Source organism: Nonomuraea salmonea (assembly GCF_042428605.1).
Taxonomy (GTDB): Bacteria; Actinomycetota; Actinomycetes; order Streptosporangiales; family Streptosporangiaceae; genus Nonomuraea; species Nonomuraea salmonea.
Genome location: NZ_JBHMCF010000041.1, coordinates 26,585 through 51,320 on the forward strand (window position 1 = coordinate 26,585; position 24,736 = coordinate 51,320).

25 protein-coding genes are annotated in these 24,736 nt (G+C 72.6%); 12 read left to right on the forward strand and 13 right to left on the reverse strand.

What is annotated here, in order from left to right:
• The first annotated feature begins 127 nt into the window (after positions 1-127).
• Together ACFFR3_RS37540 and ACFFR3_RS37545 are read left to right on the forward strand one after the other, a co-directional pair.
• Positions 128-898 (forward strand): alpha/beta fold hydrolase, encoded by a 771-nt coding sequence (locus tag ACFFR3_RS37540; RefSeq protein ID WP_379484669.1) that lies wholly within the window; start codon positions 128-130, stop codon positions 896-898.
• The gene (locus tag ACFFR3_RS37545; RefSeq protein WP_379484670.1) at positions 891-1,799 is read left to right on the forward strand and encodes a GIY-YIG nuclease family protein; all 909 of its coding nucleotides are present in this window, start codon (positions 891-893) and stop codon (positions 1,797-1,799) included. Before ACFFR3_RS37540 ends, ACFFR3_RS37545 begins: the two co-directional genes overlap by 8 nt.
• Here ACFFR3_RS37545 and ACFFR3_RS37550 read toward each other — a convergent pair.
• Positions 1,796-3,289: a CehA/McbA family metallohydrolase domain-containing protein gene (locus ACFFR3_RS37550; protein ID WP_379484671.1), complete on the reverse strand. Its 1,494-nt coding sequence runs from the start codon at positions 3,287-3,289 to the stop codon at positions 1,796-1,798. The two genes, ACFFR3_RS37545 and ACFFR3_RS37550, sit on opposite strands and share 4 nt — an antisense overlap.
• 153 nt (positions 3,290-3,442) lie before the next feature.
• Between ACFFR3_RS37550 and ACFFR3_RS37555 the strand changes: the two genes are divergently transcribed.
• Together ACFFR3_RS37555 and ACFFR3_RS37560 are read left to right on the forward strand one after the other, a co-directional pair.
• Positions 3,443-4,237, forward strand: coding sequence for a GNAT family N-acetyltransferase (locus tag ACFFR3_RS37555; RefSeq protein ID WP_364384043.1), 795 nt, complete (start codon positions 3,443-3,445; stop codon positions 4,235-4,237).
• A 104-nt stretch (positions 4,238-4,341) separates the two neighbouring features.
• Positions 4,342-4,773 carry a nitroreductase family deazaflavin-dependent oxidoreductase gene (locus ACFFR3_RS37560; protein WP_345385208.1) on the forward strand — a complete coding sequence of 144 codons (432 nt, stop codon included), beginning with the start codon at positions 4,342-4,344 and terminating at the stop codon, positions 4,771-4,773.
• A gap of 123 nt (positions 4,774-4,896) precedes the next feature.
• Here the strand turns inward: ACFFR3_RS37560 and ACFFR3_RS37565 are convergent, their stop codons facing one another.
• Genes ACFFR3_RS37565 through ACFFR3_RS37600 form a run of 8 tightly spaced genes read right to left on the reverse strand, consistent with a single transcriptional unit; the run spans position 4,897 to position 11,887 of the window.
• Positions 4,897-5,181 carry a YciI family protein gene (locus ACFFR3_RS37565; protein WP_345385207.1) on the reverse strand — a complete coding sequence of 95 codons (285 nt, stop codon included), beginning with the start codon at positions 5,179-5,181 and terminating at the stop codon, positions 4,897-4,899.
• A gap of 31 nt (positions 5,182-5,212) precedes the next feature.
• Positions 5,213-6,106: an amidohydrolase family protein gene (locus ACFFR3_RS37570; RefSeq protein ID WP_379484672.1), complete on the reverse strand. Its 894-nt coding sequence runs from the start codon at positions 6,104-6,106 to the stop codon at positions 5,213-5,215.
• 5 nt (positions 6,107-6,111) lie between these two features.
• Entirely contained in the window at positions 6,112-7,263 is a 1,152-nt protein-coding gene (locus tag ACFFR3_RS37575; protein ID WP_379484673.1) for a vWA domain-containing protein, read from the reverse strand.
• Positions 7,256-8,140: an AAA family ATPase gene (locus ACFFR3_RS37580; RefSeq protein ID WP_364384033.1), complete on the reverse strand. Its 885-nt coding sequence runs from the start codon at positions 8,138-8,140 to the stop codon at positions 7,256-7,258. The genes ACFFR3_RS37575 and ACFFR3_RS37580 overlap by 8 nt, the downstream gene beginning before the upstream one ends.
• Positions 8,130-9,140, reverse strand: a complete 1,011-nt coding sequence (locus ACFFR3_RS37585; RefSeq protein WP_379484674.1) for a xanthine dehydrogenase family protein molybdopterin-binding subunit — start codon at positions 9,138-9,140, stop codon at positions 8,130-8,132. Before ACFFR3_RS37585 ends, ACFFR3_RS37580 begins: the two co-directional genes overlap by 11 nt.
• 10 nt (positions 9,141-9,150) lie before the next feature.
• The gene (locus ACFFR3_RS37590; RefSeq protein ID WP_379484675.1) at positions 9,151-10,533 is read right to left on the reverse strand and encodes a xanthine dehydrogenase family protein molybdopterin-binding subunit; all 1,383 of its coding nucleotides are present in this window, start codon (positions 10,531-10,533) and stop codon (positions 9,151-9,153) included.
• Positions 10,530-11,078, reverse strand: coding sequence for a (2Fe-2S)-binding protein (locus ACFFR3_RS37595; protein WP_379484676.1), 549 nt, complete (start codon positions 11,076-11,078; stop codon positions 10,530-10,532). Before ACFFR3_RS37595 ends, ACFFR3_RS37590 begins: the two co-directional genes overlap by 4 nt.
• A gap of 11 nt (positions 11,079-11,089) precedes the next feature.
• Positions 11,090-11,887 (reverse strand): FAD binding domain-containing protein, encoded by a 798-nt coding sequence (locus tag ACFFR3_RS37600; RefSeq protein WP_379484677.1) that lies wholly within the window; start codon positions 11,885-11,887, stop codon positions 11,090-11,092.
• Positions 11,888-11,970: 83 nt separating this feature from the next.
• Here ACFFR3_RS37600 and ACFFR3_RS37605 point away from each other — a divergent pair, with 83 nt between their 5' ends.
• The 5 genes from ACFFR3_RS37605 to ACFFR3_RS37625 all read left to right on the forward strand — a co-directional run bounded on the left by ACFFR3_RS37605 (position 11,971) and on the right by ACFFR3_RS37625 (position 16,590).
• A complete protein-coding gene (locus ACFFR3_RS37605) occupies positions 11,971-12,672 on the forward strand; it encodes a GntR family transcriptional regulator (RefSeq protein WP_379484678.1) in 702 nt (233 codons plus the stop codon).
• Positions 12,673-12,684: 12 nt separating this feature from the next.
• Complete coding sequence (locus tag ACFFR3_RS37610; RefSeq protein WP_345385199.1) at positions 12,685-12,846, forward strand: hypothetical protein; 162 nt, start codon at positions 12,685-12,687, stop codon at positions 12,844-12,846.
• An 84-nt stretch (positions 12,847-12,930) separates the two neighbouring features.
• Complete coding sequence (locus ACFFR3_RS37615) at positions 12,931-13,326, forward strand: hypothetical protein (RefSeq protein ID WP_379484679.1); 396 nt, start codon at positions 12,931-12,933, stop codon at positions 13,324-13,326.
• A 62-nt stretch (positions 13,327-13,388) separates the two neighbouring features.
• On the forward strand, positions 13,389-13,730 hold the full coding sequence (locus ACFFR3_RS37620; protein WP_345385197.1) for a hypothetical protein: 342 nt from the start codon (positions 13,389-13,391) through the stop codon (positions 13,728-13,730).
• A gap of 118 nt (positions 13,731-13,848) precedes the next feature.
• Positions 13,849-16,590 (forward strand): toll/interleukin-1 receptor domain-containing protein, encoded by a 2,742-nt coding sequence (locus ACFFR3_RS37625; protein WP_364384012.1) that lies wholly within the window; start codon positions 13,849-13,851, stop codon positions 16,588-16,590.
• On the opposite strand, the gene ACFFR3_RS37630 is transcribed toward ACFFR3_RS37625, so the two are convergent.
• The gene (locus tag ACFFR3_RS37630) at positions 16,581-17,411 is read right to left on the reverse strand and encodes an alpha/beta hydrolase family protein (protein WP_345385193.1); all 831 of its coding nucleotides are present in this window, start codon (positions 17,409-17,411) and stop codon (positions 16,581-16,583) included. The genes ACFFR3_RS37625 and ACFFR3_RS37630 overlap by 10 nt on opposite strands.
• An 81-nt stretch (positions 17,412-17,492) precedes the next feature.
• On the opposite strand from ACFFR3_RS37630, the gene ACFFR3_RS37635 reads away from it, so the two are divergent.
• Both ACFFR3_RS37635 and ACFFR3_RS37640 read left to right on the forward strand, forming a co-directional pair.
• Positions 17,493-18,212, forward strand: coding sequence for a leucine-rich repeat domain-containing protein (locus ACFFR3_RS37635; RefSeq protein WP_345385192.1), 720 nt, complete (start codon positions 17,493-17,495; stop codon positions 18,210-18,212).
• A gap of 231 nt (positions 18,213-18,443) precedes the next feature.
• Entirely contained in the window at positions 18,444-19,784 is a 1,341-nt protein-coding gene (locus ACFFR3_RS37640; RefSeq protein WP_345385191.1) for an LLM class flavin-dependent oxidoreductase, read from the forward strand.
• Positions 19,785-19,787: 3 nt separating this feature from the next.
• Here the strand turns inward: ACFFR3_RS37640 and ACFFR3_RS37645 are convergent, their stop codons facing one another.
• Positions 19,788-20,411 carry a LysE family translocator gene (locus tag ACFFR3_RS37645; RefSeq protein WP_379484680.1) on the reverse strand — a complete coding sequence of 208 codons (624 nt, stop codon included), beginning with the start codon at positions 20,409-20,411 and terminating at the stop codon, positions 19,788-19,790.
• Between the two features lie 63 nt (positions 20,412-20,474).
• On the opposite strand from ACFFR3_RS37645, the gene ACFFR3_RS37650 reads away from it, so the two are divergent.
• The gene (locus tag ACFFR3_RS37650) at positions 20,475-21,287 is read left to right on the forward strand and encodes an FHA domain-containing protein (protein WP_379484681.1); all 813 of its coding nucleotides are present in this window, start codon (positions 20,475-20,477) and stop codon (positions 21,285-21,287) included.
• A gap of 26 nt (positions 21,288-21,313) precedes the next feature.
• Here the strand turns inward: ACFFR3_RS37650 and ACFFR3_RS37655 are convergent, their stop codons facing one another.
• Both ACFFR3_RS37655 and manD read right to left on the reverse strand, forming a co-directional pair.
• Entirely contained in the window at positions 21,314-22,876 is a 1,563-nt protein-coding gene (locus ACFFR3_RS37655; RefSeq protein ID WP_379484682.1) for a glycoside hydrolase family 31 protein, read from the reverse strand.
• A 45-nt stretch (positions 22,877-22,921) separates the two neighbouring features.
• Entirely contained in the window at positions 22,922-24,130 is a 1,209-nt protein-coding gene (gene manD / locus ACFFR3_RS37660; RefSeq protein ID WP_364567393.1) for a D-mannonate dehydratase ManD, read from the reverse strand.
• Positions 24,131-24,736: the final 606 nt, after the last annotated feature.

Here is a 24,736-nt window from a genome sequence, read left to right on the forward strand (position 1 = left end):
TGGGCTCAGCACCCATCTCCACGGGTGGACACCATGCAGAGGCGTGGCCCCTGACAAGGGGTCTACGGACGGAAGCGCTCCCGGTGAGGCGCGCGTCGGCGAGGGACGGTGTGCCAGCATGGCCGGTATGACGATCTTCGTCCACGAGGCCGGCCCGCACGACGCCGACGCCGTGGTGCTCCTGCACGCCGTGGGCACCACCGGCTGGATGTGGGAACGGCAGGTCACCGCGCTGAAGAGCGACCTGCGGGTGCTGGTGCCCGACCTGCCGGGACACGGGCGCAGCGCCGCCGTCGCCTGGGAGTCGATCGGCGGCACCGCCGCTCTCGTGGCCGAGCTGATCGCGGCGCGGGCGCCGTCCGGCCGGGCGCACGTCGTCGGGCTCTCGCTCGGCGGCTACGTGGCCGCGACCCTCGCCGCGACCGCCCCCGACGTGGTGGCGAGCGCGATCGTGAGCGGGGTGAACGTGCTGCCGTTCCCCAACCCGGGCCGGTTACGCCTCATGGGCGCCCTCATGGCCCCTGTCATGAAGTGGGGGCCGGTGCTGCGGGCCAACGCCCGCGCGCTCAACGTCCCCGACGCCGACGTGGACGGCTACCTGACCGCCGCCCGCACCACCGACCGCCACGCCTTCCGCAAGGCGAGCAACGACGCCATCGACTTCCGGCTGCCGCCTCGGACGTCGCCGTGCCGGGTGCTCGCGGTCGCCGGCGAGAACGAGCACGACCTCACCAAACGCTCCCTGGCCGAGATCGCCGCGGCCTTCCCGAACGGCGAGGCCCGTCTGGCGCCCGGCGTGGGCCACGCGTGGAGCGGCGAGAACCCGGACCTGTTCACCGCCATGATCCGCGCCCACCTCTCCGGCTCCGCCCTCCCCGACGCCTTGACGCATGCGTGACGACTGGGGGCAGCGGGGGCGCGAGGTGCTGCGTGTCGCGGCAGGGGAGGCGCCGCGCGGTGCCGGGGTGTACTTCTTTCTGGGGGAGGGGGACGAGCTGCTGTACGTCGGCAAGGCCGGCGATCTGCGGCAGCGGCTGCGGCAGCATGCGGGGGTGCGGGTTCCGGTGTCGCGGCTGCATCAGCGGTACGACCTCGTGCGCCGGGTCGCCTGGGAGACCGCGGTGGATGAGGAGGCGGCGGCCTGGCGGGAGGCGGATCTGATCTTCGCCCTGCGTCCGCCCTACAACGCCGATCCCGGGTTGCGCGCGACGGATCCACTCGGGAAGGACGCGCCGGTGCCGTACGTGGTGGTGAGTGAGGAGGCGGACGGGCGGGTGCGGTTTCACCTGACGCCCGACCCGGGCAGACACGGCCGGGCTTATGGGTGTTTTCCGCATCTCGGCAAGGGGGTGGCGTCGCGACTCGGGGTTGCGTGCAGTGACGGGTACCCCGCTCTGCTGCGGCTGCTCTGGGCGGCCGGGGGTGAGGGGGAGCGGGTGCCGGGGGCGATCACCCGGCCGGCGCCCGCGTCGTTCGTGGTCGTGGTGGCGGACGAGGTGCGTGAGAAGGTGCACCGGTTCCTGTCGGGGGCGCGGGCGCGGCTGGTGGACGAGCTGTTCGACGCGGCCTCGGAGCGGCCGGCGTTCATGCGCCCCGCGCTGCGCCGCGACAGGGAGGCGGCGCTGGGGTTCTTCGCGGCGGGGCCCGCGCTGGTGCGGGCGCGGCGGCTGCGGCACGGGGTGCGGGCGAGGGCGCTGGACGCCGGCACGTACCGGCGGCTGGTCGCGGCCGAGGTGGAGACGCTGATCGGGCCGGTGGGGGCGGCCCGGTCTGGGGCCGCCCCACATGTGGAGGGCTAGCGGACGCGGATGAAGACCGGGTTGGAGTAGAACCACAGGTCCTCCCAGGGGCTCTCCTTCCCGTCGGCCTGCGGCTCCATCTCGTCCGTGCTGGTGCCGCGCACCCGCAGGTAGCTGTCGTGCCCGACGTCGCGCAGCGTGTACCGGATGACGCGGTCCTGGCCCTGACGGCGCCAGTCGTTCGGGCCGAAGCGGGCGACGACCTTGGTGGTGGGGTTGGTGTCGGCGTCCAGGTTCGAGCTGACGCCGGTGACCTGGCCGACGATCAGGTCGACGCGCCGCACCTCGGGGTGGTCGCCGTTGCCGTTCTTGCCGTCCAGCGGGCGGAAGCGGATCTCCACCTCCACGTCGTTGCGGCCCCGGCTGGTGACGACGAGCGTCTCGCTGACCGTGGCGCTGCGGCCCTGGCTGCTCGCGGTGACGTCGAGCGCGGTGACCAGGTCGCCGGTGGTGACGAAGATCCGGCCGTTGCGCAGGGCGTCCATGATGTCGCCGTAGTCCTGGCGGGCGGCCACGTACGTCTTGCTGTACTCGCCGGGCCAGAAGTCGGAGCCGCCGCGCGTCCAGTGCACGTGCGAGTCGGAGGTGGCGGTGATCCACCAGTGGCGTCCCTCGCCGAGCAGGGAGTCCCACAGGCCGCCGACGCGGGCGGTCATCTGGTCGAAGCCGCCGTACGTGGGGTGGTTGCCGTAGCCGCCGCGGGCGCCGCCGTTCAGCGGGCCGGCCTGGTGCCCTGGCGCGCCCTCGAAGCCGACGTACACGTCGGGGGCGGCGTTGTTGCCGTTACGGAACTCGCGCGGCGTGTCCTGGCCCCACACGCCGAGCCCGGTGGCGGACCGGGAGGCGTGGTGGGCGATCACCAGCGGCTTGCGCGGCATGCCGCGGGCGGCCTTGAGGAACTCCACCATCTTGGCCTCGGTGTCGCGGCCTGGGTCGTTCGGGAAGGCGTCGAACTTGGCGAAGCGGCTCTCCAGCTCGAACAGCTGCTGCGCCTCACCGTCGTGGTGCGGAATCATCAGCGTGTGGTGGTCGAGTGCGGGCGCGTCGAACTCCATGCCCCAGAACTGCAGCACCTCGGGCACCAGCACGCGCGAGCGCAGCAGGTCGGGGTAGGCCTGCTCGAGGTTCACCTTGGAGTGCGTGGGGCCGCCGTGGTCGGTGCACATCGCCCAGGTCAGGCCGAAATGCTTGGCCATGATCGCGTTGGTGACGATCGGGTAGACGGCGTCCGCGCCCTTGTGGAAGGTGGGCGGGTTCGTCTTGGTGTCGAACTCGCCGCTGTACTCGGAGTGGACGTGGTGGTCGCCGGCCCGCCACATGCGGCCCTTGTTGCCGCCGTTGCCGAACCTGCGCTCGTCGTCGGCCTGCGCGGGGGTGCCGCCGACGAGGGGTGCCGCGGCGGCGAGCGTCGCGCCGACGCCCGCGTACTTGACCAGCCGGCGGCGGGAAAGCCCGGAGTGCTCGGTCTCCTCGGCCTTCTTGTTCTTCACAGTGCTGCCTTTCCTGCAAATGAGGGTGACAGCCGACAAACCTCCAAGACGGGCATGAACGCCGCATGAACCACCATCGGCGGCAGCGAGAACAGTGCACGCAGGGTGAAATGCGTTTGAGGAGGTACGGGGGCGCCGGTTAGCGTGCCGTTCATGACCCCCCTCGTACGGCACCGCCTGACCCGCGAGCAGACCGGCCCCGCGCTGCGCGCCCTGAGCGAGTGGACCCCGGCCGACCTGCCGGGCGGCGGCCTCCATCCCGGCGACGTGGGCTGGTACCTCCGCTTCGACGACGCGGTCGTGCACCTGTGGAGCGCCGGCGGGACGCCGGTGGCCGTCGGGTTCCTCGACGGGCACGTGCTGCGCGTGACCGCCGCGCCGGACGCCGACCTGGCAGCCGTCGCGGCGGACGCCGAGGAGGTGCTGGGGCCGGACGACGACCGTACGGACGGGCTGCCCATGCCCGGATGGACCCGCGACACGGACGAGCCCTGGACCGCGCTGACATGGACTCCGCGCCCGGTCACCACCCGCGCCGAGCTCGTCGGCCCCGGCACCGCCGCCGACCGGGTGCTGGTGCAGCGCGCCGCGTTCGCCGGCTCCACGTTCACCGTCGAGCGCTGGCAGGCGATGAAGCGCTCGCCGGCGGGCGGGCTCGTGGTGGAGACGCTCGTCCGCACCCCGTCCGGAGCGCCCGCCGCCGCCGCGACCGGCTGGTTCGCCGGCGAGGGCAGGTGCGGGCTGCTCGAACCGGTCGGCACCGACCCCGGCCACCGCGGCCACGGCTACGGCCGCGACGCGGTGCTGGGCGCCTGCGCCGCGCTCGCCGAGCGGGGCGCGAGCGCGGTCGCCGTCGTCACCCCGTCGTCCAACGAGGGCGGGGTGGCGTTCTACCGCTCGGTCGGCTTCACCGTCGTCCGCGAGAACCTCGACTGGGCACGCGCCTGACGAAAACGCGCCTCGGCGGGCCGAAGGTCTCTGGGGCGCGCGGGCTTTCGGCCCGTCGTCCAGCGGCGGGAATGAGCGCGGCGGGCCCGTTGTTGATCTCGGGCATGGCTGATCAGAGCGTTGAGCTGAGCCCCACCGACTGGGTACGCGACCAGACGAAGAAGATCCTGGAGGCGGGCACCACCGAGGTGGCCGACATCCGGGGCTTGAAGGTGGTGCTGCTGACCTTGCGCGGCGCCAAGACCGGCAAGCTGCGTTACACGCCGCTCATGCGGGTGGAGCACGAGGGCAGCTACGCCGTCGTGGCCTCCAACGGCGGCGCCGCCGAGCACCCGACCTGGTACCACAACCTCAAGGCCCACCCGGAGATCGAGCTCCAGGACGGCGCCGTCACCCGCACCTACGTCGCCCGCGAGGCCGACGGCGACGAGCGGGCGGCCTGGTGGGAGCGGGCGGTCGCCGCCTTCCCGCCCTACGCCGAATACCAGGAGAAGACCGACCGGCTCATCCCGCTGTTCGTGCTCGACCCGAAGTGACGGTGACCGCCGCCGTCGCCCGTCCGGCACTAGGAGGCGACGGCGGCGGAGCTCATCAGGCGCCGGCGTTCATCAGGCGCCGGCGTTCATCAGGCGCCGGCGTTCATCAGGTGTCGGCGTTCATCAGGTGTCAGCGGCGAGCGCGCCGACCGTCACCCGCCACTCGCGCAACCGGCGGTCCTTGGTGACGTCGAGCTGCGTGTAGGGGTCCTGCTCGACGAGCGCCTGCGCCGCGCTCTCGTCCTCCGCCCGCAGCACGATCATGCCGCCCGCCAGGTCCGTGTACGGGCCGGCGGCGACGAGGCTGCCCTGCTCCCTGAGCTTCTCCAGATGGGCGACGTGGTCATCGCGGCGCTCGGCGCGCAGCGGGGTGTCGTGGTAACCGTAGGTCAGAACGAACAGTGCCATAACGGTGCCATTCCTTTCAGCGTTGTACCTGTCAGCTCTCCAGCCCGTACACCCGTCGGGCGGTGCCGGCGAAGACCGCCTCCTGGTCACCGGGCGGGAGGTGGGCCAGCGCGTCCTTCCACGCGCCGACCAGTGGGGGCATGGTGGTCCAGAGCTTCTCCACGGGGAAGTTGGTGCCGAACATGGCGCGCCCGGCGCCGAACCGGCCGATCACCTCGTCGGTGACGAGCGAGATGAGGCCGCGGTCCACCCGGTGCACGAACGTGCCCTGCCCGGTGAGCTTGACGACGACGTTCGGCAGCCCGGCCAGCGCCGCCAGCCCGGAACGCCACGACGGCACGTCCGCGTCGCCGATGAGCATGCCCGCGTGCACGAGCACGAACGTGACCTCGGGGAAGTCCGCCACCAGCTCGGCCGCGTCCGCCATCTGCTCAGGGAAGACCTGCAGCTCGAACAGCCAGCCGAGACCGGCGAGCGCGCCGACGTTCTTCCTGAACACCGGGTCCTTCATCCGGTCGGGGGCGTCGGCGAAGCGGAACTCGGGCCGCTCGTGCCAGTGCAGCTGCTGCCGCACGCCCCGCACCAGCGGGGTGAGCGCGGCCTGCCGCCGCATGACCTCGGGGGCGTCGTCGGCGAACATGTCGGCCGCCGCGACGACCGCCGTCGGCCAGCCGCTCTGCTCGTGCACCTCGCGCAGCCAGCGCACCTCGTCCTCGACCCGGTCGAGCGGCCAGTTCGTCTGCACGTAGACGGACTGGGTGATGCCGCAGGCGGTGGCCTCGGCGACGTACTCGTCGATCAGGTAGTCGCGCCTGATGGGCTCGTACGGGCCGAAGATGCGCGGCACCATCGGCCCGGACAGCCACGGCTGGTCGGCCACCCGCCAGATGTGGTGGTGCGCGTCGACGATGGGGCCCGTGTACATGACGATCACTCCCTGCCCAGAAGCCGTACCTGCTCGTACGCCGTGCGCAGGTCACGGACGCCGGCCAGCGCGTCCAGGTGGCCCAGCACGGCCGACATGCCGCGGGTGACCGGCCGGTACGCCGGGTCGCAGGCCAGCGGCGACCACCACAGCAGCCGGTGGCCGAGCAGCGACAACCGCCGTACGGCCGCCCGCATCGGCTCGCAGTCGCCGCGTTCCAGGCCGTCCGACAGCACGATCACCAGGGCGCCGCGCGCCATCGTGACGTAGCGGGCGTTGCCCAGGAACTCCTGCAGCGCGGCGCCGATCCTGGTGCCGCCCTCGGCGTCCAGGACGACCTCGCTCAGCGCGGCGACGGCGGTGTCCACCTCGCGGGCCCGCAGCGCCGCGGTCACCCGGGTCAGCCGGGTGCCGAACGTGAACACCTCGGCCCGCTCAAGCCGGGCGGTCACCGCGTGCGCGAAGCGCAGGTAGGCGGCGCTGTGCTGCTTCATCGAGCCCGACACGTCGATGAGCAGCAGCACCCGGCGGTGCCTGCGCGGCCGGTCACGGCGGCGCAGCGTCACGATCTCGCCGTGGGTGCGCCAGGACTCGCGGCAGATCCTCGCCAGGTCGATCCACGGACCGCGCCTGGCGGGCCTCCTGCGGCGTGAGCGTACGGACGGCACCGCGCGGGGCAGTTCCCTGCGCAGCAGCGTGAGCAGCGCCCGCTCGTCCTCGCTCGCCGCACCGAACATCGGACGCCGCTCGCGCTCGGCCCGCCCTGCCTCGCGGCCCGCCCGGCCGCCGAGCGCCGCCGCGAACGGCGACTCGTCCCCCTTTCCCTGCGGCGCGGGCGTCTCGTCCTCGGGGGACTCCTCGTCGGGGACGTGCCGGGTCCCTGCCGTCCCGAACCAGCGCTCGAACGTGGGGGTGTAGACGTCGAGGTCCTCGCGGGCGGCGGTGAGCGTGCTCGCCCCGATCCAGTACAGGTGCGTGACGTCGCGCGGGCCCACGGCCTCGATCGCCCGCAGGAACACCAGCCGCCGGGGGACCGGCACCCGCAGGCCCTGCTCGTGCAGGTCGCGCAGGAACCCGTGCACGTGCTCGGCGACTCCCTCGGCGAACTCGGGCCCAGTCGCGGGTGCTGTCGCCGGCCCCTTTCCGGGGTCAGTCACAGAACACCTCCGCCGCGTGCCGTTCGACCAGGGCCAGGTCCTCCTCGTGCTTGACGAGCAGCCCCGCCGACCTGCGCATCGCCTCAGGCCAGCTCGCCCCCTCACCGGCCAGCGTGCGCACGCCGCGCGCCCACGACGTGGACTCCGCGATGCCCGGCCGCTTGAGCAGCGCGAGCGCGCGGATGCGGTGCACGGCGTCCACCAGGCGGGCGGCGCTGCGCTCGTCCAGCCCCGGCTCCTGCGCCCGGATGATGGCCCGCTCGCGGTCCGCGTCGGGGAAGGGGATCCAGTGGTAGAGGCAGCGGCGCTTGAGCGCGTCGTGCAGCTCGCGGGTCCTGTTGGAGGTGAGCACGACGAACGGCACGCTCGCCGCCCGCATGGTGCCGAGCTCCGGGATCGTGATCTGGAAGTCGCCCAGGAACTCCAGCAGGAACGCCTCGAACTCGCTGTCGGCCCGGTCGATCTCGTCGATCAGCAGCACCGCTCCGGACGCCGCCCGCAACGCCCGCAGCAGCGGCCGCTGGAGCAGGAACTCCTCGCGGTAGAGCCGGCCGACCTCGCGCCCCTCCACCTCGGCGGCCCGCAGTGACAGCAGCTGCTTGGGGTAGTCCCACTCGTACAGGGCCTGGGAGGCGTCCAGGCCCTCGTAGCACTGCAGCCGGATCAGCTCGCGGCCGAGCACCCGGGCCAGCACGTTCGCGATCTCGGTCTTGCCGACGCCCGGCTCGCCCTCCAGCAGCAGCGGCAGCCCGAGCACGCCGGCCAGGTGCACGGCGGTCAGCAGGCCCTCGCCCGCGAGATAGCCCTCCGCGCCGAGCCGGCGGCCCAGCTCGTCCTGGTCGGAGAGCAGCGCGTCAGCCGGCCCCTCAGGTCGCACAGCCGGCCCGCAGCTCATCCAGCCCGCGCAGCACCTTCTCCGGCGTGAACGGCATGCTCGTCAGCCGTACGCCCACCGCGTCGTACACCGCGTTGGCGATCGCGGGGATCGGCGCGTTCGCCGTCATCTCCCCGATCCCCTTCGCCCCGAAGGGCCCGTTGTCGGCGGGCCGTTCGAGGAGCACGCTGGTCTGCGCCGGGATGTCGGCGGGCCCCGGCATCAGGTACTCGGTGAAGTCGAGCGGGCCGTGCTCGCGCGAGTGCGGATAGTACGGCTCCGTCGACTCGAACAACGCGTGCGACAACCCCATCCAGGCGCCGCCCTCCACCTGCTGCGTCGCGATGGCCGGATTGAGCGCCCTGCCCACCTCGTAGGTGTTGTAGAGCCGCAGCACCTCGATGACGCCGGTCTCGTCGTCCACCTCGACCTCGGCCACCGTGCACGCGTGCGCCTGGCAGGAGTCGGGGTCCATCTCCCCGGTCTCCGGCACCACCGGGCTCGGCTCCTTCAGGAACATGCCCCGGCCCGAGATCGTCCGGCCCTGGCGGAAGTGCGCGGCCAGCGCCACCTCGCTGACGTGGATCTTCCTCTCCGCCGAGCCCTTGAGCCGGACGTAGCCGGTGCCGTCGGTCTCCAGGTCGCCCGCGTCCACCTCCAGCTCGTCGGCGGCCACCTGCAGCATGACCTCCCTGGCCTCGCGCGCCGCCATGATCACCGCGTTGCCGACGCGGTGCGTGCCGCGGCTGGCGAACGTCCCCATGCAGTGCGGTCCCGTGTCGGTGTCGGCGGTGTCGATGATGACGTTCTCGATGGGGATGCCCAGCGTCTCGGCCGCGCACTGCGCGACGACCGTCCGCAGCCCCTGGCCGAGGTCCACCGAGGAGAGCGTCACCACGAAACCGCCCATGGTGGTGGCGTGCACCAGGGCCTGGGACGGGTCGCCGCCCAGGTTCATCCCGGTCGGGTAGTTGACTGCCGCGTACCCACGTCCGCGCCGCAACGCCATCTGCTCAGCCCTCCGCTCGCTCGGTGGACGACATCGCCCGGTACTCGGGTGGCAGCTCGTGCCCCACCAGGTCGGCGGCTCGCTGGATCACCTCGACCAGCGCCGTGCCCGACGCGATCTTGCGGTGCGCCTTCATGTCGCCGTCGCGGTAGGCGTTGAGCAGCCGCAGCCGCAGCGGGTCCATGCCCAGCTCCCTGGCCACCAGGTCCATGTGCGACTCCAGCGCGAAGTCGCCGATCGTCACGCCGAAGCCGCGCATGGCGCTGGACGGCGTGCGGTTGGTGTAGACGCAGTAGCAGTCCACGTGCACGTTCGGGATCGTGTACGGGCCCGGCATGTGCGCCGCCGCCTTGGTGACGCCGTAGGGGCTGTGCCGCGAGTACGCGCCCGCGTCCACGTACAGCCTGACCTGGCGGGCGACGATCCGGCCGTCGTCCATCACGCCGTCCTTGATGTAGATGCGCTCAGCGGCGCGCGTGGACGACACCTGCATCTCCTCGGCGCGGCTGTAGACGTACTTGGCGGGCCGGCCGGTCAGCAGGGCCGCCAGGCAGGCCAGCGGCTCCACGATGACGTCCACCTTGCCGCCGAAGCCGCCACCCACCGTGCCGCCGACGACCCGCAGGTCGGTGGGCGGGACACCGAGGATGAGCGCGGTGTTGTCGAGGGTGAAGAAGGCGGCCTGCGTGTCGCTGTGGATGCGCAGCCGGCCGTCCCCCTGCGGGACGACCACGCAGCCGGTCGGCTCGGTCGGCGCGTGCTCGATGGGAGAGGAGTCGTAGCGGCCCTCGATGATGCGGTCCGCCTCGGCGAAGCCCCGCTCGACGTCGCCGAAGCGGACCCGGCGGCAGTGGTGGCCCTCGTAGACGAAGTGGTTGGTGCCGGCCTGCTTGATGATCGGCGCGCCCTCGGCCAGCGCCTCCTCGACCTCGAGCACGGCCGGCAGGTCGGTGTAGTCCACCACGACCTTGGCGGCGCCCTCGCGGGCGGCCTCCTCGGTCTCGGCGACCACGGCGACGATCGGCTCGCCCCGGTACAGCACCCGGTCCTCGGCCAGCACCGGCTCGTCGTCGGGGCCGACTCCGATCAGGCGGAGGACGACGTACCAGTTGTTCGGCACGTCCTCGTGGGTGATGACGCGCAGCACGCCCGGCACCTGGAGGGCGGCGGAGACGTCCACGCCGTTGATGCGGGCGTGGTGGCGGGTGGAGCGGTGGATCTTGACGTGGGTGAGGCCCGGCGGGGTCATGTCCTCGAAGAACGCCGTGCGGCCCGTGACGTGGGAACGGGCGTCAGAGCGCTGGACGGGGGCGCCGATGACGGTGAAGTCGCCCGTCCGCTCCTGGGTGAAGTACGCGGTGTCGATGGGGGTGAGGCGGGGCGTCATCGGTCGGCCCCCGCGGTCTCGGGTGTACCGGGCCCGGGTGTACCGGTCTCGGGTGTACTGGGCTCGGCGGTCGCTTCGCGGCGGCGTTCCGCGGCCGTCAGGACGGCGGTGATGATCGGCTCGTAGCCGGTGCAGCGGCAGACGTTCCCGCAGATGGCCTCGGCGACCTCCTGGCGGCTGGGGTCCGGGTTACGGTCGAGCAGAGCGGTGGCGGACATGATCATCCCGGGGGTGCAGAAGCCGCACTGCGTGGCGAACCCGTCCACGAACGCCTGCTGCACGTCGCTGAGCCGCTCGCCGTCCGCCTGGCCCTCGATCGTCTCCACCGCCGCGCCGTCCACCGTCACGACGGGGATCAGGCAGGCGACCACCGGCCGGCCGTCCAGCAGCACCGTGCAGCTGCCGCACCCGCCCTGCGCGCACCCGCGCTTGGCGCCCATCAGCCCTAACGTCTCACGCAGCGCGGCCAGCAGCGTGGTCGAGGGCCGGGCGATCAGCTCGCGTTCGGCGCCGTTCACCTTGAGCGTGACGATCCTTGACGGCATGCGTTCCCCTTTCAAGCCCCGAGCAGGGCGCGACGCAGGTGGACGGGGTAGACCCTGGCGCGGTACCAGGCCGAGGCGTAGGCGTCGCCGACCGGCTCGAAGGCGTCCGCCTCCGCCGCGCGGGCGACGGCCTCGGGGGTCAGCGGCCCGCCGAGCAGCGCCCGTTCGGCCCCGGTGGCGCGTACCAGGCGGTGGGTGAGCCCGCCGACGGCCAGCCGTACGTCGGCGACCACGCCGTCCTCGACCATGACCCTGGCCGCGACCGTGACGATGGAGCCCGAGTTGAGCCGCCGCCTGGCCGCCTTGTGAAAGCGGAACGTGTCCGGTGCCGGGGCGGTGAAGCGGACCCGCGTCACCAGGTCGCCCTGGGGCAGGCCCTCGGCCGCGATGCGCTCCAGGGGCTCGCGGCGGGCGCCGTCCGCGCCCAGGACGTCCAGCTCGGCGTCCAGGGCCAGCAGGGCCGCCGCGAGGTCGCCGTACGGCTGCGGCACGAAGAGGTTGCCGGCCACGGTGGCGAGGTTGCGGACCGGCGGTGCGGCGATCGAGCGCACGCAGGGGGACAGGTAGGGGAGCCGGGGGTCGTCCTCGACGTCGGCGAGCGTGGTGGCCGCCCCCAGGGTGACCACGCCGTCCTCGGCGTCGATGCCGCGCAGGCCGGCCTTGCGCAGGCTGACCAGGCGTACGTCGGTGCCGGCGGTGTCGTCCAGCTTGGCCATCAGGTGGGTGCCGCCGCCCAGGGGGAGTGCTCCGTCTCGGAGGTAGGCGTGCGCCGCGTCGGCACTGTCCGGCATCTCGACCGATATCAGCATCTGCGCTCCAATTATCGATATCGATAATTTGAACGTAGATGAGATGATTCGAGAGTCAAGAGGGGATTTTGGAGGGAGGTCTGGTGCCAGAACCCACGGCCCGCACAGCGCATCCGTCCACCGCGCCGCGCTCCGCCCGGCCGACCCTGAGCCGGCAGATCCGCGACGGCCTGCTGCGCAGCATCGTCACCGGCGAGCTGGGCGAGGGGGAGCGGCTGATCGAGACGAAGATCGCCGCCGAGTACGGCACCAGCCAGGCCCCGGTCCGCGAGGCGCTGCGGCAGCTCGAAGGGCTCGGCCTCATCGAGAGCAGGCCCCGGCAGGGCAGCCGCGTGCTGCCCTTCGCCGAGCAGACGATCCGCGAGGCGTACATCATGCGGGCGGCCCTGGAGGAGACCGCGACCCGGCTGGCCATGCTGGCGGGGGCGCTCCCGTTCGACCTGCTGGAGGCGGCGGTCGAGGACATGTACGCCTGCGCCCGCGCCGCCGACATGACCGGCATCGGCCTGGCCAGCGCCCGCTTCCACCGCCACGTCGTCCAGGCCGGCGGCAACGGCCTGCTGACCCGCGCCTGGGAGGCCCTGCAGATCGAGGCCCGCACGGCCATCGCCCTGATGGTCACCGGCCCCGAGCTGGAAGGCGTCGCCGACGAACACCGCGACCTCCTGGACGTCATGCGGACAGGGGACGTCGAGTCGGCCTGCCGCCACGCCAGGGACCACCAGTGGGCCTACGCCGACACCCCCCACGACGCCTACGGCACCCCCCGCCCCCAGAAAACCTGACCCCACCCAGACGTGGATGGCCAGGACGAGGGCCGGCTGTCCGGCTTCGTCACCAACGGCCAGGACGTGCTGCGCCGCAACCCGCTGAGCTCGTTCCCCGCGGGCCCGCCCACGCCGCCCTGCTGGTGGCGGGCGACGTGGACGAGCGGTTCCGCGTCGCGGCCGACGTGGTGATCGACGGCTTGCTCGCCCGATCCGGCCGGACCGACTGTGGAGGTTGAATGCCCTTTTCGTACGGTCTGGGCTATGGTCGGGCTTATGACGGGACCGTGGGGCACCACGACACCACGAGGCTCCCTCGCGCGGTGCGGCGTGATGGGCCTGCTCCTGCTGTCCCTGCTGGCGGCCGGCCTGATGACCGGCGCCCACAACGGCTGGTACGAAGCCGACCAGGTCCCCCGATCGGCCCTGGCCCCCAGCAAGACCAGCGACGAACACGCCGGCGACGACGGCCTGTCGAGCCTGCCACCGCAGGCGTCCAGCGTCCGCGAACATCCCGTGCTGACGCTGTGGCCGCCCCTGCGCGGCATGCGGCACGCCGAGGCCGCCCACCTCGCGCTGCTGCCCGCGCCACATCCCGAAGGGGACCTGACCGGCGACCCCCAGCAGTTCGGGCACCGCACCGCGGGCTCACGCAGCCCACCCCTGATCTGACGCCACCCCTGTCTTCACGATCACCGTCACTCCAGCGTGCCGCTGGAGCAACCCCGTATCCGATGGGGACGCCGTCCTTTCCCTTCGCGTCCAGCGAGGAGCAGATCAGCGTCATGGCCGACGACAGATCAGTCCACACCCACCTGCAGCACTACACCGAGCACCTGGAGCGGCTCGAGGAGCTGCGCGAGCTGCTCGACGACCGGCTCGCCGCCACCGACCCCGTGCTCGACCGGGCCGCCGCCGGCCGCATCAGGGCCGCACTCGAACGCATGGACCGCGGGCTCTACGGCATCTGCCGGGGCTGCGGGACCTTCATCTCCTTCGACCAGCTGCTCCAGGCGCCGGACCGGCCGTCCTGCGACGCGTGCTCGCAGCTGCGCGGCCAGGAGGAAGCCGCCTAGCCTGGGGTGTGACCTAGGAGGTTCCCCAGTCGAGGAGCGTTCCGGTGCCGGAAGGTGAGGCCGCGACCTAGGATGCCGGTCACCGACCTTCAGCGATCGGACGGCGGTGAGACGTGCGATGAAGCGGGACGCCTCCCAGCAGGCCGGCTACGACGTGTTCATCTCCTACAGCCACAGCCGGGACACCGGGCTGGCCGAGGCGCTGCAGTCCGAGCTGCAGCGCTTCGCCTGCCCCTGGTACCGGCCCAGAGCGCTGCGCGTCTTCCGCGACAAGACGGACATGGCGGCCAGCCCGCAGTTATGGCCGGAGATCGAGCGGGCACTTCGCGTGTCCCGGTGGTTCGTGCTCATGGCGTCCCCTGCCTCCGCCGCCTCCCCCTGGGTGCGCAGGGAGGTGGAGTGGTGGCAGACCAACCGGTCGCCTGAGCGCCTGCTGATCGCGCTCACCGACGGGACGATCACGTGGGCGGGAGGCGACTTCGATCAGGCACGTACCGACGCGATCCCGCCGTCCCTCTCACGATATTTCGCCTACGAGCCGCTCTGGATCGACCTGCGGTCGCTGCGCCCGCCGCCTGGCACGACGGGGCGTCCCCGGCTGGGGGACGTCGTCGCCGAGTTCGCCGCGCCCGTACACGAGCGGCCGAAGGACACGCTGGTCGGCGAGCACATCAAACGGCAGCGGCAGACCAGACGGGTGGTCCGTCAGGTGATCGCGGCGCTCGCCACGCTGGCCGTCCTCGCGACCGCCGCCGCCGTGACGGCCGTCGTGCAGCGCGACGAGGCGGTCAGGCAGGCGCTGATAGCGACCGCCGGGCGGGCCGCCGCCGAGTCCGCGGCCATGGCGCCGGACCGGATGGACGTCGCGCAGCTCCTGGCCGTGGAGGCGTACCGGATGTGGCCGGACGAGCAGACCCGCGCGGCGCTGCTCAGCGCGGTGACGGCGAGCCCCGCGCTGGTACGCCATCTCCAGGCGGGCGCCCCCGTCTCGGCCGTCGGCGGCTCCCAGGACGGGCGGGTCGTCGTCGCGGGCACCCGTGACGGACGGGTGCTGTGGTGGCGGGCGGTGGACGGGGCGCGGGCGGGCTCCGCCGAGCTGCCCAGGCCGGTCAAGGACGTCGCCGCCGACCGTACGGGCCGGGTCGTCGCCGCCACCGACGGCACCTCCGTCCTCACGACGCCCGCCACCCGCCTCCCGAAGACATGGGGCGGCCCCGTGGACGCCATCGCTCTGTCACCGTCCGGCCGCTTCCTGGCGGTGGTCGTCCCCGGCCGGCTCACCAGGGTGGATCTCACCACGGGCGCCCGGCGCACCACGCGTACGTTCGACAGACCCGTGGACGTGGCGATGCCCAGCGCCTCCACGATCGTGGTGGGCGACGTGGCGGGGCAATGGGAGTACTACACGGGCACGAACCTGCGGCTCACGCTCAGCTCGCGCCACTCGGTGATGGGCGCGCACGGCTTCGCGCCCACATTCTCCAGCAACGGCGCCTACTTCACCCACACCCGCACCAATGGCGGGCCCATGCCGCTCTATCCGACCATCCGGCCGCTGTCGATCACGAACGACTCCGCACCCAAGGAAGCGCGGTCTCACGGCAACTCGCCCCAGGCGATCGCCCTGAGCGACGACGGCCTGCACTTGGCGGTGGCCGACGGCACCGCGATCTACGTCTCCTCCGTCGATCTGAGGGGCGAGCAGGTCACGCTGCCCGGCAGTGGTGCAGTGATCGAGGGCGGCCTGCGTTTCCTCGGCGACCGCGATCACCTCGTGTCGGCGGCCGGGGACGTCGTCACGGTATGGGATCTGCAGCACGCGGGACGCATCGGGGAACGTGCCAAGGTGAGCCTGTACCGCTCGTGCAGTGGTTGCGACGCGCCGCGAGCCGAGGTGAGCGCCGACGGCACCCGCGTGGCCGTGCAGACCGTGGGTGAGATCGTCGCCGTGCACGACTGGGATCGGCGGGGCAGCCAGACCTTCGAGGGAGTGGGATGGCTTCTCGGGTGGAGCGCCGACGACGTCCGGCTCTTCACCGCCCAGACCGACCACCTGGAGACGCTCGACACGCGGGACCTGACGCGCGCCAGGAGTCCCTTCAGAGATGAGCTGCCCGGCACTCCGATCGCCGTCACCCCGGACGGGCGTGACCTGCTGACCCTGAGCGACACGGGCGCTCTTGAGATCCGCGACGCCACGACCGGCGTCACACGCGCCAGGATCCCACCGCCGAAGCAGGTGACGGGAGCCTACCGGTCGGTCGTCGACTTCGAGCGGGGCATCGTCGTGGCCCAGGGCGCCGTCGGGACCACGGCGTACGCCGTCCTGTACGACCTCGCCGAGGGCACGAGCCGCGTCATCGGATCCGGCTCCTCCCAGTACGTCGCGACCGGCGGCGGCAACGTCGTCGTGCAGCGCCGTGACGGCCCCCTCGAAGTGTGGGACGACACCGGCACCACGCTGCGCCGCACGATCCCCCGCGACACGACCTTCAGCCCTCGCGAGCTGCCCCCGCAGAGCGTCCCCGCCGTCAACGACACCCTGGTCGTCCAGCGCAAGTCGGACGGGGTGATCGTGCTCACCGACCTCGGCACCGGCACCGACGTCGGCACCCTGCGCCTGCCCGGCTACTGGGTCCAGTTCAAGACCGCGATGCGGCTGACGGCGGACGGCTCCCACCTGATCACCGCGACCGACCCGGGCGGCTCCCCTGGGCTGCTCGTCCGCTGGCGCCTGTCGCCGTCCGCCTGGACCGCGGCCGCCTGCGCCGCCGCCGGCAGGAACCTGACCCCGGAGGAGTGGCGCCGCCACATCGGCACCCCGCCCCCGGACGACCTGTCCTGCACCCGTCAGAGGTAGCGGGCCAGGAAGCCGAGGAGCGTGCGGGCCAGGGTGACGCGGTGGTCCGACAGGGCGTGGTCGGTGGGCAGGACCTCGTGGTGCAGGCGCTTGACGGGATGGGCCCGGTACGCCGCCACGAGCGGGTCGTGGTGCACTTCGGACGGGGTGACGTCGTCGCGGCCGGTGCCGATGAGCAGCACCGGGCGGTCGGCGAGCAGCGGCGCGAGCCCGGCCAGGCACCATGTGTCCCCGGCCGCCTCCATCTCCGCCACCAGGGCCTCGCCGCTGGTGCCCTGGAGCGGGCCGAGCGAGTCGGCGAACGCCTCCGTGTAGACCGTGCGGTGGGCCGGATCGTCGCGGATGAGGGCGGCGACGGTACCGAAGTCGAACCCGGCGATCGAGGCGACGGCGGCGATGGACGGGTCCGCCGCCGCGGTCATCAGCGCGGCGAAACCGCCCAGACTGTGCCCCACGACCGCGACCCGTCCGGGATCCAGACGATGGGCGGAGGCGAGATCAGGCTCGCGCAGCCTGGACACCACGGTCGCGGCGTCCTCCAGCACGTGGGCCCACGACCAGGCCCCGCCGACGCCCCACGAGCCGCGGTAGTGGAACACCAGCGCCGCGTACCCCGCCCGGCGCAGCGCCTGCGCGAGGTCGAAGTTGCGCTCGTTCCCGGGAAAGCCGTGCAGCAGCACCACGACGGGATGCGGCCCGGGGCCGGCGGGCACGTGCAGCACGCCGAGCAGGTCCGTGCCGGCGCTCTCGATGGTCAGCGCCGGGGTGGTGGCCGGGAAGCCGGGGTCGAGCGGCGGGTCGTCGGCGAGGGGGTCGGTCATCGTTACGCTCCCAAAAAGACAATTCGGTAGGGCCGGTAGCAGCATGCCCTACTCGGCCCCGGTATAGAGGGAGAGGACCGCATGGTGAACACGCTGAACCTATGGCGCCGGCCGCTGGGCGAGGTGCCCGGCGAGGTCTGGGAGCGTACGGACCTGGAGGTGCTGATCCTCGCCGAGACCGGCCTCAAAGCCCTCCCGCCCGAGATCGGCCGCCTCAAAAGGCTGGTCACCCTCGACCTGGGCCACAACGAGCTGACCACCGTGCCGGACGAGCTGGGCGGGCTGACCGCCCTGAGCGGCTGCCTCTATCTGCACGACAACCGCCTGCGCGAGCTGCCCGGCACGCTCGGCGGGCTGAAAGGGCTGCGCTACCTCAACGTCGGCGAGAACGAGCTGACCGCCCTGCCGGAGTCGCTCGGCGGCATGGCCTCGCTGATCGAGCTGCGCGCGCAGCACAACCGGCTGACGACCCTGCCCGCCGGTCTCGGCGAGCTCTCCCGGCTGCGCGAGCTGTGGCTGCGCGGCAACGCGATCGAGCACCTGCCGCCCTCGGTGGCGGGCCTGCGCGAGCTGAGGCATCTCGACCTGCGCGACAACCGGCTCGCCGAGCTGCCGGAGCCGCTCGCCGGCCTGCCGCTGCTGCGCCAGGTGGATCTCAGGAGCAACCGCCTCACCGGGTTGCCCGGCTGGGTCACCCGCATGCCCGCCCTGGAGAAGCTCGACCTGCGCTGGAACCCCTGCGACCCCGACCCGTCCGTGCTGGCGGAGCTGGAGCAGGCCGGCTGCGTGGTCCTGATCTGACTAAATTCATGTAAAGCTAGTAGGAAATATTGACTTCACTGGAGGGTGATCGTACCTTCGAGACCATGAGCCAGGGCCTCCTCCTGACCCGGCGCCCGCACGTGGACCACGGCCACGTCACCAGCGCGCAGTGTCGCTGATTCACGGATCCACCTCGCCCCGTGCCCGCTTCGGGGGTGGGCGCGGGGGAGGCACCGCCCTTCCCCCCGGCTCTCATCTGGAGGAACCAACATGACGCGAAGAATGCACCTCAACGCCTTCCTCATGGGCGTCGGCCACCACGAGGCGGCCTGGCGCCACCCGCGCAGCGCACCCGCCAGGCTCACCGACGTCCGCCACTACCAGGAGCTGGCCAGGACCGCCGAGCGCGGCACGCTCGACTCGGTGTTCCTCGCCGACGGGCTGGCGCTGGCCGGCAAGGTACGCCACAACGCGCTCGGCGGCCTCGAACCGCTGACCCTGCTGACGGCCCTGGCCACCGTCACGGAGCGCATCGGGCTCATCGCCACCGTCTCGACCACGTACAACGAGCCCTTCCACGTGGCGCGCAAATTCGCCTCGCTCGACCACATCAGCGGCGGACGGGCCGGCTGGAACATCGTCACCTCCGCAGGCGAGGCCGAGGCCGCCAACTTCGGCGTCGAACGCCCCGCCCACGCCACCCGCTACGCGCGCGCCACCGAGTTCCTCGACGTGGTCACCAAACTGTGGGACAGCTGGGAGGACGACGCCATCGTGGCCGACCGGGCCGCCGGCGAGTACGCCGACCTCGCTAAGATCCACCCCATCGACCACACCGGCGAGTACTTCTCCGTCGCAGGCCCGCTGAACACCTCGCGCACCCCGCAGGGCCGCCCGCTGCTCGTCCAGGCCGGCTCGTCGGAGGACGGCAAGGAGTTCGCCGCCTGCCACGCCGAGGCCGTCTTCACCGCCCAGCAGACCCTCCAGGACGGGCAGGAGTTCTACGCCGATCTCAAGCGGCGTCTGGCCGCGTACGGGCGGCGGCACGAGGACCTGCTCGTCCTGCCCGGCATCTCGCCGATCATCGGCTCGACGGAGGAGGAGGCGTACGCGCTGGAGGAGGAGCTGGAGGAGCTCATCATCCCCGCGTACGGGCTGGCCCAGCTGTCGTACATGACCGGCGTCGAGCTGACCGAGGAGCACCTGGACGGCCCGCTGCCCGAGGTGCCGGTCGAGACCGAGGGCGCGCAGAGCCGCCGCAGGCTCGTCGTCGAGCTGGCCAGGCGCGACGGCCTCACGGTCAGGCAGCTGCTGTCGCGGCTGGCGGGCGGCCGCGGCCACCGCGTCGTCGCCGGCACGCCCGAGCAGATCGCCGACCAGCTCCAGGAGTGGTTCTTCAACGGCGCGGCGGACGGCTTCAACATCATGCCGCCGCTGCTGCCGAGCGGCCTGGAGCTGTTCGTGGACCACGTGGTGCCCGAGCTGCGGGCGCGCGGGCTCTTCCGGCACGAGTACGACAGCCACACCCTGCGCGCCCACTACGGCCTGCCCCGCCCGCCCTCCCGCCACGCCGCCCGCCACGCCGCCCGCCGCGAACCGGTCGCGGTCTGACCGTCACCGCTGGGCGGCGAGCCCGACGCCCAGCCCGATGAACAGGGTGCCGGTGGCCGCGTCCAGCCGCCGGCGCACCGCCCGCCGGGTGCGCAGCCAGCCGCCGATGCGGCCGGCCAGCACCCCGACGGTCGCGTCCGCCGCGAACTCCAGCACGATCAGGACCGCGCCGAGCAGCGCGAACTGCAGCCACACCGGGCCCGCCCCCGGATCGATGAACTGCGGCAGGAAGGCGACCATGAACGTGAACGTCTGCGGGTTGGCCGCCGCCGACACCACGCCGTTCAGGTACGCCCGCCGCCCGGTCATGCCGCCGGCGCCGCCGGCCTGCTCCTTGCCCCGGTTGCGGAACATCTGCACGCCGAGCAGGATCAGGTAGGCGGCGCCGGCTAGCCGGAGCACCGTGAACACCACGGGGAACGCCGTCAGCAGCACCGACAGCCCGGCCGCGGCGGCGACGACGTAGAGTGCGTCACCGGTGATCACGCCGAGCGTGGCGAGCAGCCCGGCGCGTGCGCCGCCCCGCACCCCGCAGCCCAGCACGAACAGCATGTCGGGCCCGGGGGTGACCAGAGCGACGATCGTGGTCGCCGTGAAGACGGCGAGAAGATGCGGATCGAGAGGCACCCGGAGAATGCTGCCACCTGAACGCCGTTGACGCGGCCCCGGGATGGCGGAAAGGATCGCGACATGGCGCGCACCGAACACCGGCCCCGCAGCAAGGTGCACCTCCTGCCCAAGTCGCCGGCCGACGACGTGGCCGGGCTGCCGCCCGACGTGCCGGGCACCCTCTACGTCAGGGGCAGCGGCGGCGGGATCAGGGTGGCGCCCGACGCCGGGTTCGAGGTGGTGTTCGGGCGCAGCGAGCTGGACGTCCACGTCTGCGTCGGCCCCGACGACCCGTACGTCAGCCGCCGCCACGGATCCATCACCCGCGAGGACGGGCACTGGGTCCTGCGCAACCTCGGCACCCTGCCGATCCGCCTGCCCGGCGGCCGCCTGGTGCTCGCCGGGCACCGGGCGCCGCTGACGGCCGCGTACACGCCGCTGTTCATCGTCGCGCCCGAGCAGGAGCACCTGCTCGAAGTACGGGTCGTCACGGTGGCCCCCGCGGCGCGAGAAACGCGCGGCCGCGAGGAGGCCGGCACTCGCGAGCCGAACGGCTGGGCGCTCAGCGACGTCGAGCGGCTGGTCCTGGTCTGCCTGGGCCAGCGCTACCTGCGTCCCGAGCCGTGGCCGCAGCCGCTCACCTGGTCACAGGTCGCCGACGAGCTGAGCCGCCTGCGCCCCGACGAGCAGTGGACCGCCAAGCGCGCCGCCCACGTCGTCACCCAGACCCGCAAGCGGCTCAGCGCCAAGGTGCCAGGACTGCTGGAGGAGGAGATCCCGCCGCCGCTCGGCAACGCGCTCAACCACAACCTCATCACCGCGCTCCTGACCAGCGCCACGATCGGCCCCGCCGACCTCCGCCTGCTCGACGACCCCGAGGACCCGCACCCGTAGACCTCCGTGAGCCCTCGCCCGTACGCTCACCCGGCGGGCAGCCGTTCGAACCGGGGCAGGCGGGTGAGGTCGCAGGGGACTGTGACCTGGGCGGGGCCTTCGAGCACCGTGCCGTCGTCGGCGCGCCAGCGGCCCTCCGGGAGGACGACCGTCCGTGCGGTGGCGCCTTGCGCGATCACCGGCGCCACGATGAGGTCGGGGCCGAGGAAGAACTGGTCGGTGACGTCGGCGGAGTCGTCGTCGGAGCCGGCCGCGTGGTACGCCATCGGCCGCACGATCGGCTCGCCCGTGGCGGCGGCGTGGTCCACCAGGTCGAGGATGCGGGGGAGCAGCGAGGCGCGAACGGCGAGCGCGTCGCGGACGGCGGCCAGGTGCACCGGGTCGAGCACGCGGGTGGGCAGCACCGAGAACTGCATGATCGGGCTGAGCGCGGCGATCTGGGCGTACCGGACGAAGAACTCCTGATCGGTCGCCCCTTGCGCGGACACCGACCCGATCTCGCCACCGCCGATCATGTCGGGACAGACGAACGGATGCCCGATCATGCCCTGCGCGAGCATCTCGGGGATCAGCGACCCGATCCCGGAGGGTCCCCACAGCGGCGGCTTGTCCTGCAGCCGCTGGACGAGCGGCTGCCCGCCCATCCGCCAGCACGCACGGAACTCGTTGTACGGATACCGCAGCCCCACCCGCGCCCACGCCTCGCACAGGTCGACCGGCTCGGCGGGCTCGGCCGTGCGGTCGCCGGCCCGGTAGTCGCGCACGTCGCCGGCGTCGAACTTGAAGCCGTCGATCCCGGTCTCCTCGACGAGCGCGTCGAGCCGGCCGGTGATCCACGCGACCGCGCCGGGGTGGGTGAGGTCGAGGGTGGCGCTGAACCCGTTCCACCACCGCCGGATCGCGGTCTCGCCGGCAGCGTCGCGCAGCAGCAGCCCTCGCCCTTCGAGCTCGCGGAAGACGGCGGAGTCGGGGCTGACGAACGGCACCACCCACACCATCACCGAACAGCCCAGCGCGTGCAGCTCGGCGACCATGGCGGCGGGGTCGGGGAAGCGGGCCCGGTCGAAGCGCCAGGTGCCGTAGTCCTCCGCCCACAGGTCGTCGATCAGCACGACGCCGGGCGGCATCCCGCCCTCCAGCAGGTCACGGGCGAAGCGCAGCACGCCGTCCTGGGTCGGCGTGTACGGGTGCTCGATCCACGTGTTGTACTGCGGGCCGGAGAACAGCGCGCGGGCGGGGGCCCGCCCGGACGGCGGGAAGAAGCGCCGCGAGGCCGACAGGAAAGCCTCGCGCAGCGTGCCGCCCGTCCTGCCGACCTCGATGCCGCCCCCCGACAGCCGCAGGACATCGTCCTCGAAGGAGAACGCGAACGGCCGCTCCGACCACACCACCCGCCCCCGCGTGGACAGCAGCACGGGGGCGCTCTGATTGGACGGCCCGAGAGGCTCCCTGGGCGCGGCGAGGTCGCGGGCGAACGGCCGCGCGCCGAACGGCATCGACAGCCCGTCGTCCACCGAGCCGCCCCACCACCGCTCACCCGCCTCGACGGCCAGCTCCAGCACTTCGGACGTAGAGGGGTGAAACGTCATCGAGGACCTCTCGGGAGGGGGTGGCCGGAAACGGAGGAACGGGAGCTACCAGTTGAACATCGTGCCGTCCTCCAGCCGGCTGACCGGCAGGTACGCCCGCCGGTACGGGAACCGCTCCGCCACGTCGTCCCGGTAGTCCACGCCGAGCCCTGGCGCGTCGCCGGGATGCAGGTAGCCGTCGGCGAAGGTGTAGGCGTGCGGGAACACCTCGTCGGTCTCGGCCGTGTGCCGCATGTACTCCTGGATGCCGAAGTTCGGGATCGACAGGTCGAAGTGCAGCGCGGCGGCCATGGTGACGGGCGACAGGTCGGTGGCGCCGTGGCAGCCGGTGCGCACGTGGTGGACGGCCGCGTAGGCCGCCGCCGTGCGCAGGTGGGTGATGCCGCCCCCGTGCACGACGGTCATGCGCAGGTAGTCGATGAGGTTCTCGCGCAGCAGCAGGGTCGCGTCGTGGATGGTGCTGAAGATCTCCCCGACGGCCAGCGGCGTCGTGGTGTGCTGCCGGACGATCCTGAACGCCTCCTGCTGCTCGGCCGGCACCGCGTCCTCCAGCCAGAACAGCGCGTACGGCTCCAGCTCCCGCCCCAGCCGGCCGGCCTCGATCGGGGTCAGCCGGTGGTGGGCGTCGTGCAGCAGGTGGACGTCCCTGCCGTACTCCTCGCGCACCCTGGCGAACAGCTCCGGCACGGTGGCCAGGTACTTCTCCGTGCTCCACGCGTCCTCGGCGGGCAGCCCCTCGCCGGCGGGCTCGTAGAACAGCTCGCCCCTGCCCACCCCGTACGTGCCCTTGAGCCCCGGCACTCCGGCCTGCACGCGCACGGCCTTGTAGCCCATGTCGAGGTAGCGCCCGACGGCCTCCACCGCCTCGCCGACGCTCTGGCCGTTGGCGTGGCCGTACACCATGACGCCGTTGCGGCTCGCGCCGCCGAGCAGCTCGTAGACCGGCACGTTGAGCGCCTTGCCCTTGATGTCCCACAGCGCCATGTCCACCGCGCCGATCGCGGTCATCGTGACGGGGCCGCGCCGCCAGTAGGCGCCCCGGTAGAGGTACTGCCAGATGTCCTCGATCTGGAACGGGTTGCGGCCGATCAGACAGGGGGCGACGTGATCGCGCAGGTAGGAGGCGACGGCCAGCTCGCGGCCGTTGAGTGTGGCGTCGCCGATGCCGTACACGCCTTCGTCGGTGCGGATGCGGATCGTCACGAAGTTGCGTCCCGGGCTGGTGACGAGGACTTCGACGTCGGTGATCTTCAAGCGGGCTCCTTCTAGCGCGCACCCGGTCAAGGGGTTGTTCCACGACGGTAACGGGGGCCCGGAACCGGCCGCGCGGGACCCCCCGTCGGTCGCTGCCGGCGGCCAGGCGGGCCGGTGGTTCCAAGGAACGCGTGCCGCAGCGCCGCCCGCTCACCGTGGGCACCCACCTGCGGGAGTGCCGGCGCCGACGCCTGCTCCCTGAGCAGCCGGCGCTGCTGCACGTCGAGGCCGTGACGACGACCGCCTGACGGCCGTGTAGCGGGATTGTGGTGCCGATGTGGCGGCGGTTCCTAGGCTGGCGCACGCCATCAGGACCTCGGGAAAGGACACCTCGACGACCCCACGCTGACGGCGTTCCCCCCATCCCCTGAGGGCGACGCCACCTCCTGTGCTCTCTCTCAAGGCGCGGCTGGCCGCCCCCACCCCCTCCACGGCCGGCCGCGCCGGCCTCTTCCCCGGCGACCTGCCGTCGACCGGCCAGGCGGTGCCGGACCCGCCCTGGCCGTGGCCGTCGCGCCGGAAAAGCGCGGGCGCTCCGCAGCGGCGCCCGCGCTTCCTCCTTCCCGCCTCCTCCTTGCCGTCTCCTCCTTCCCGTACGCCGCCCGG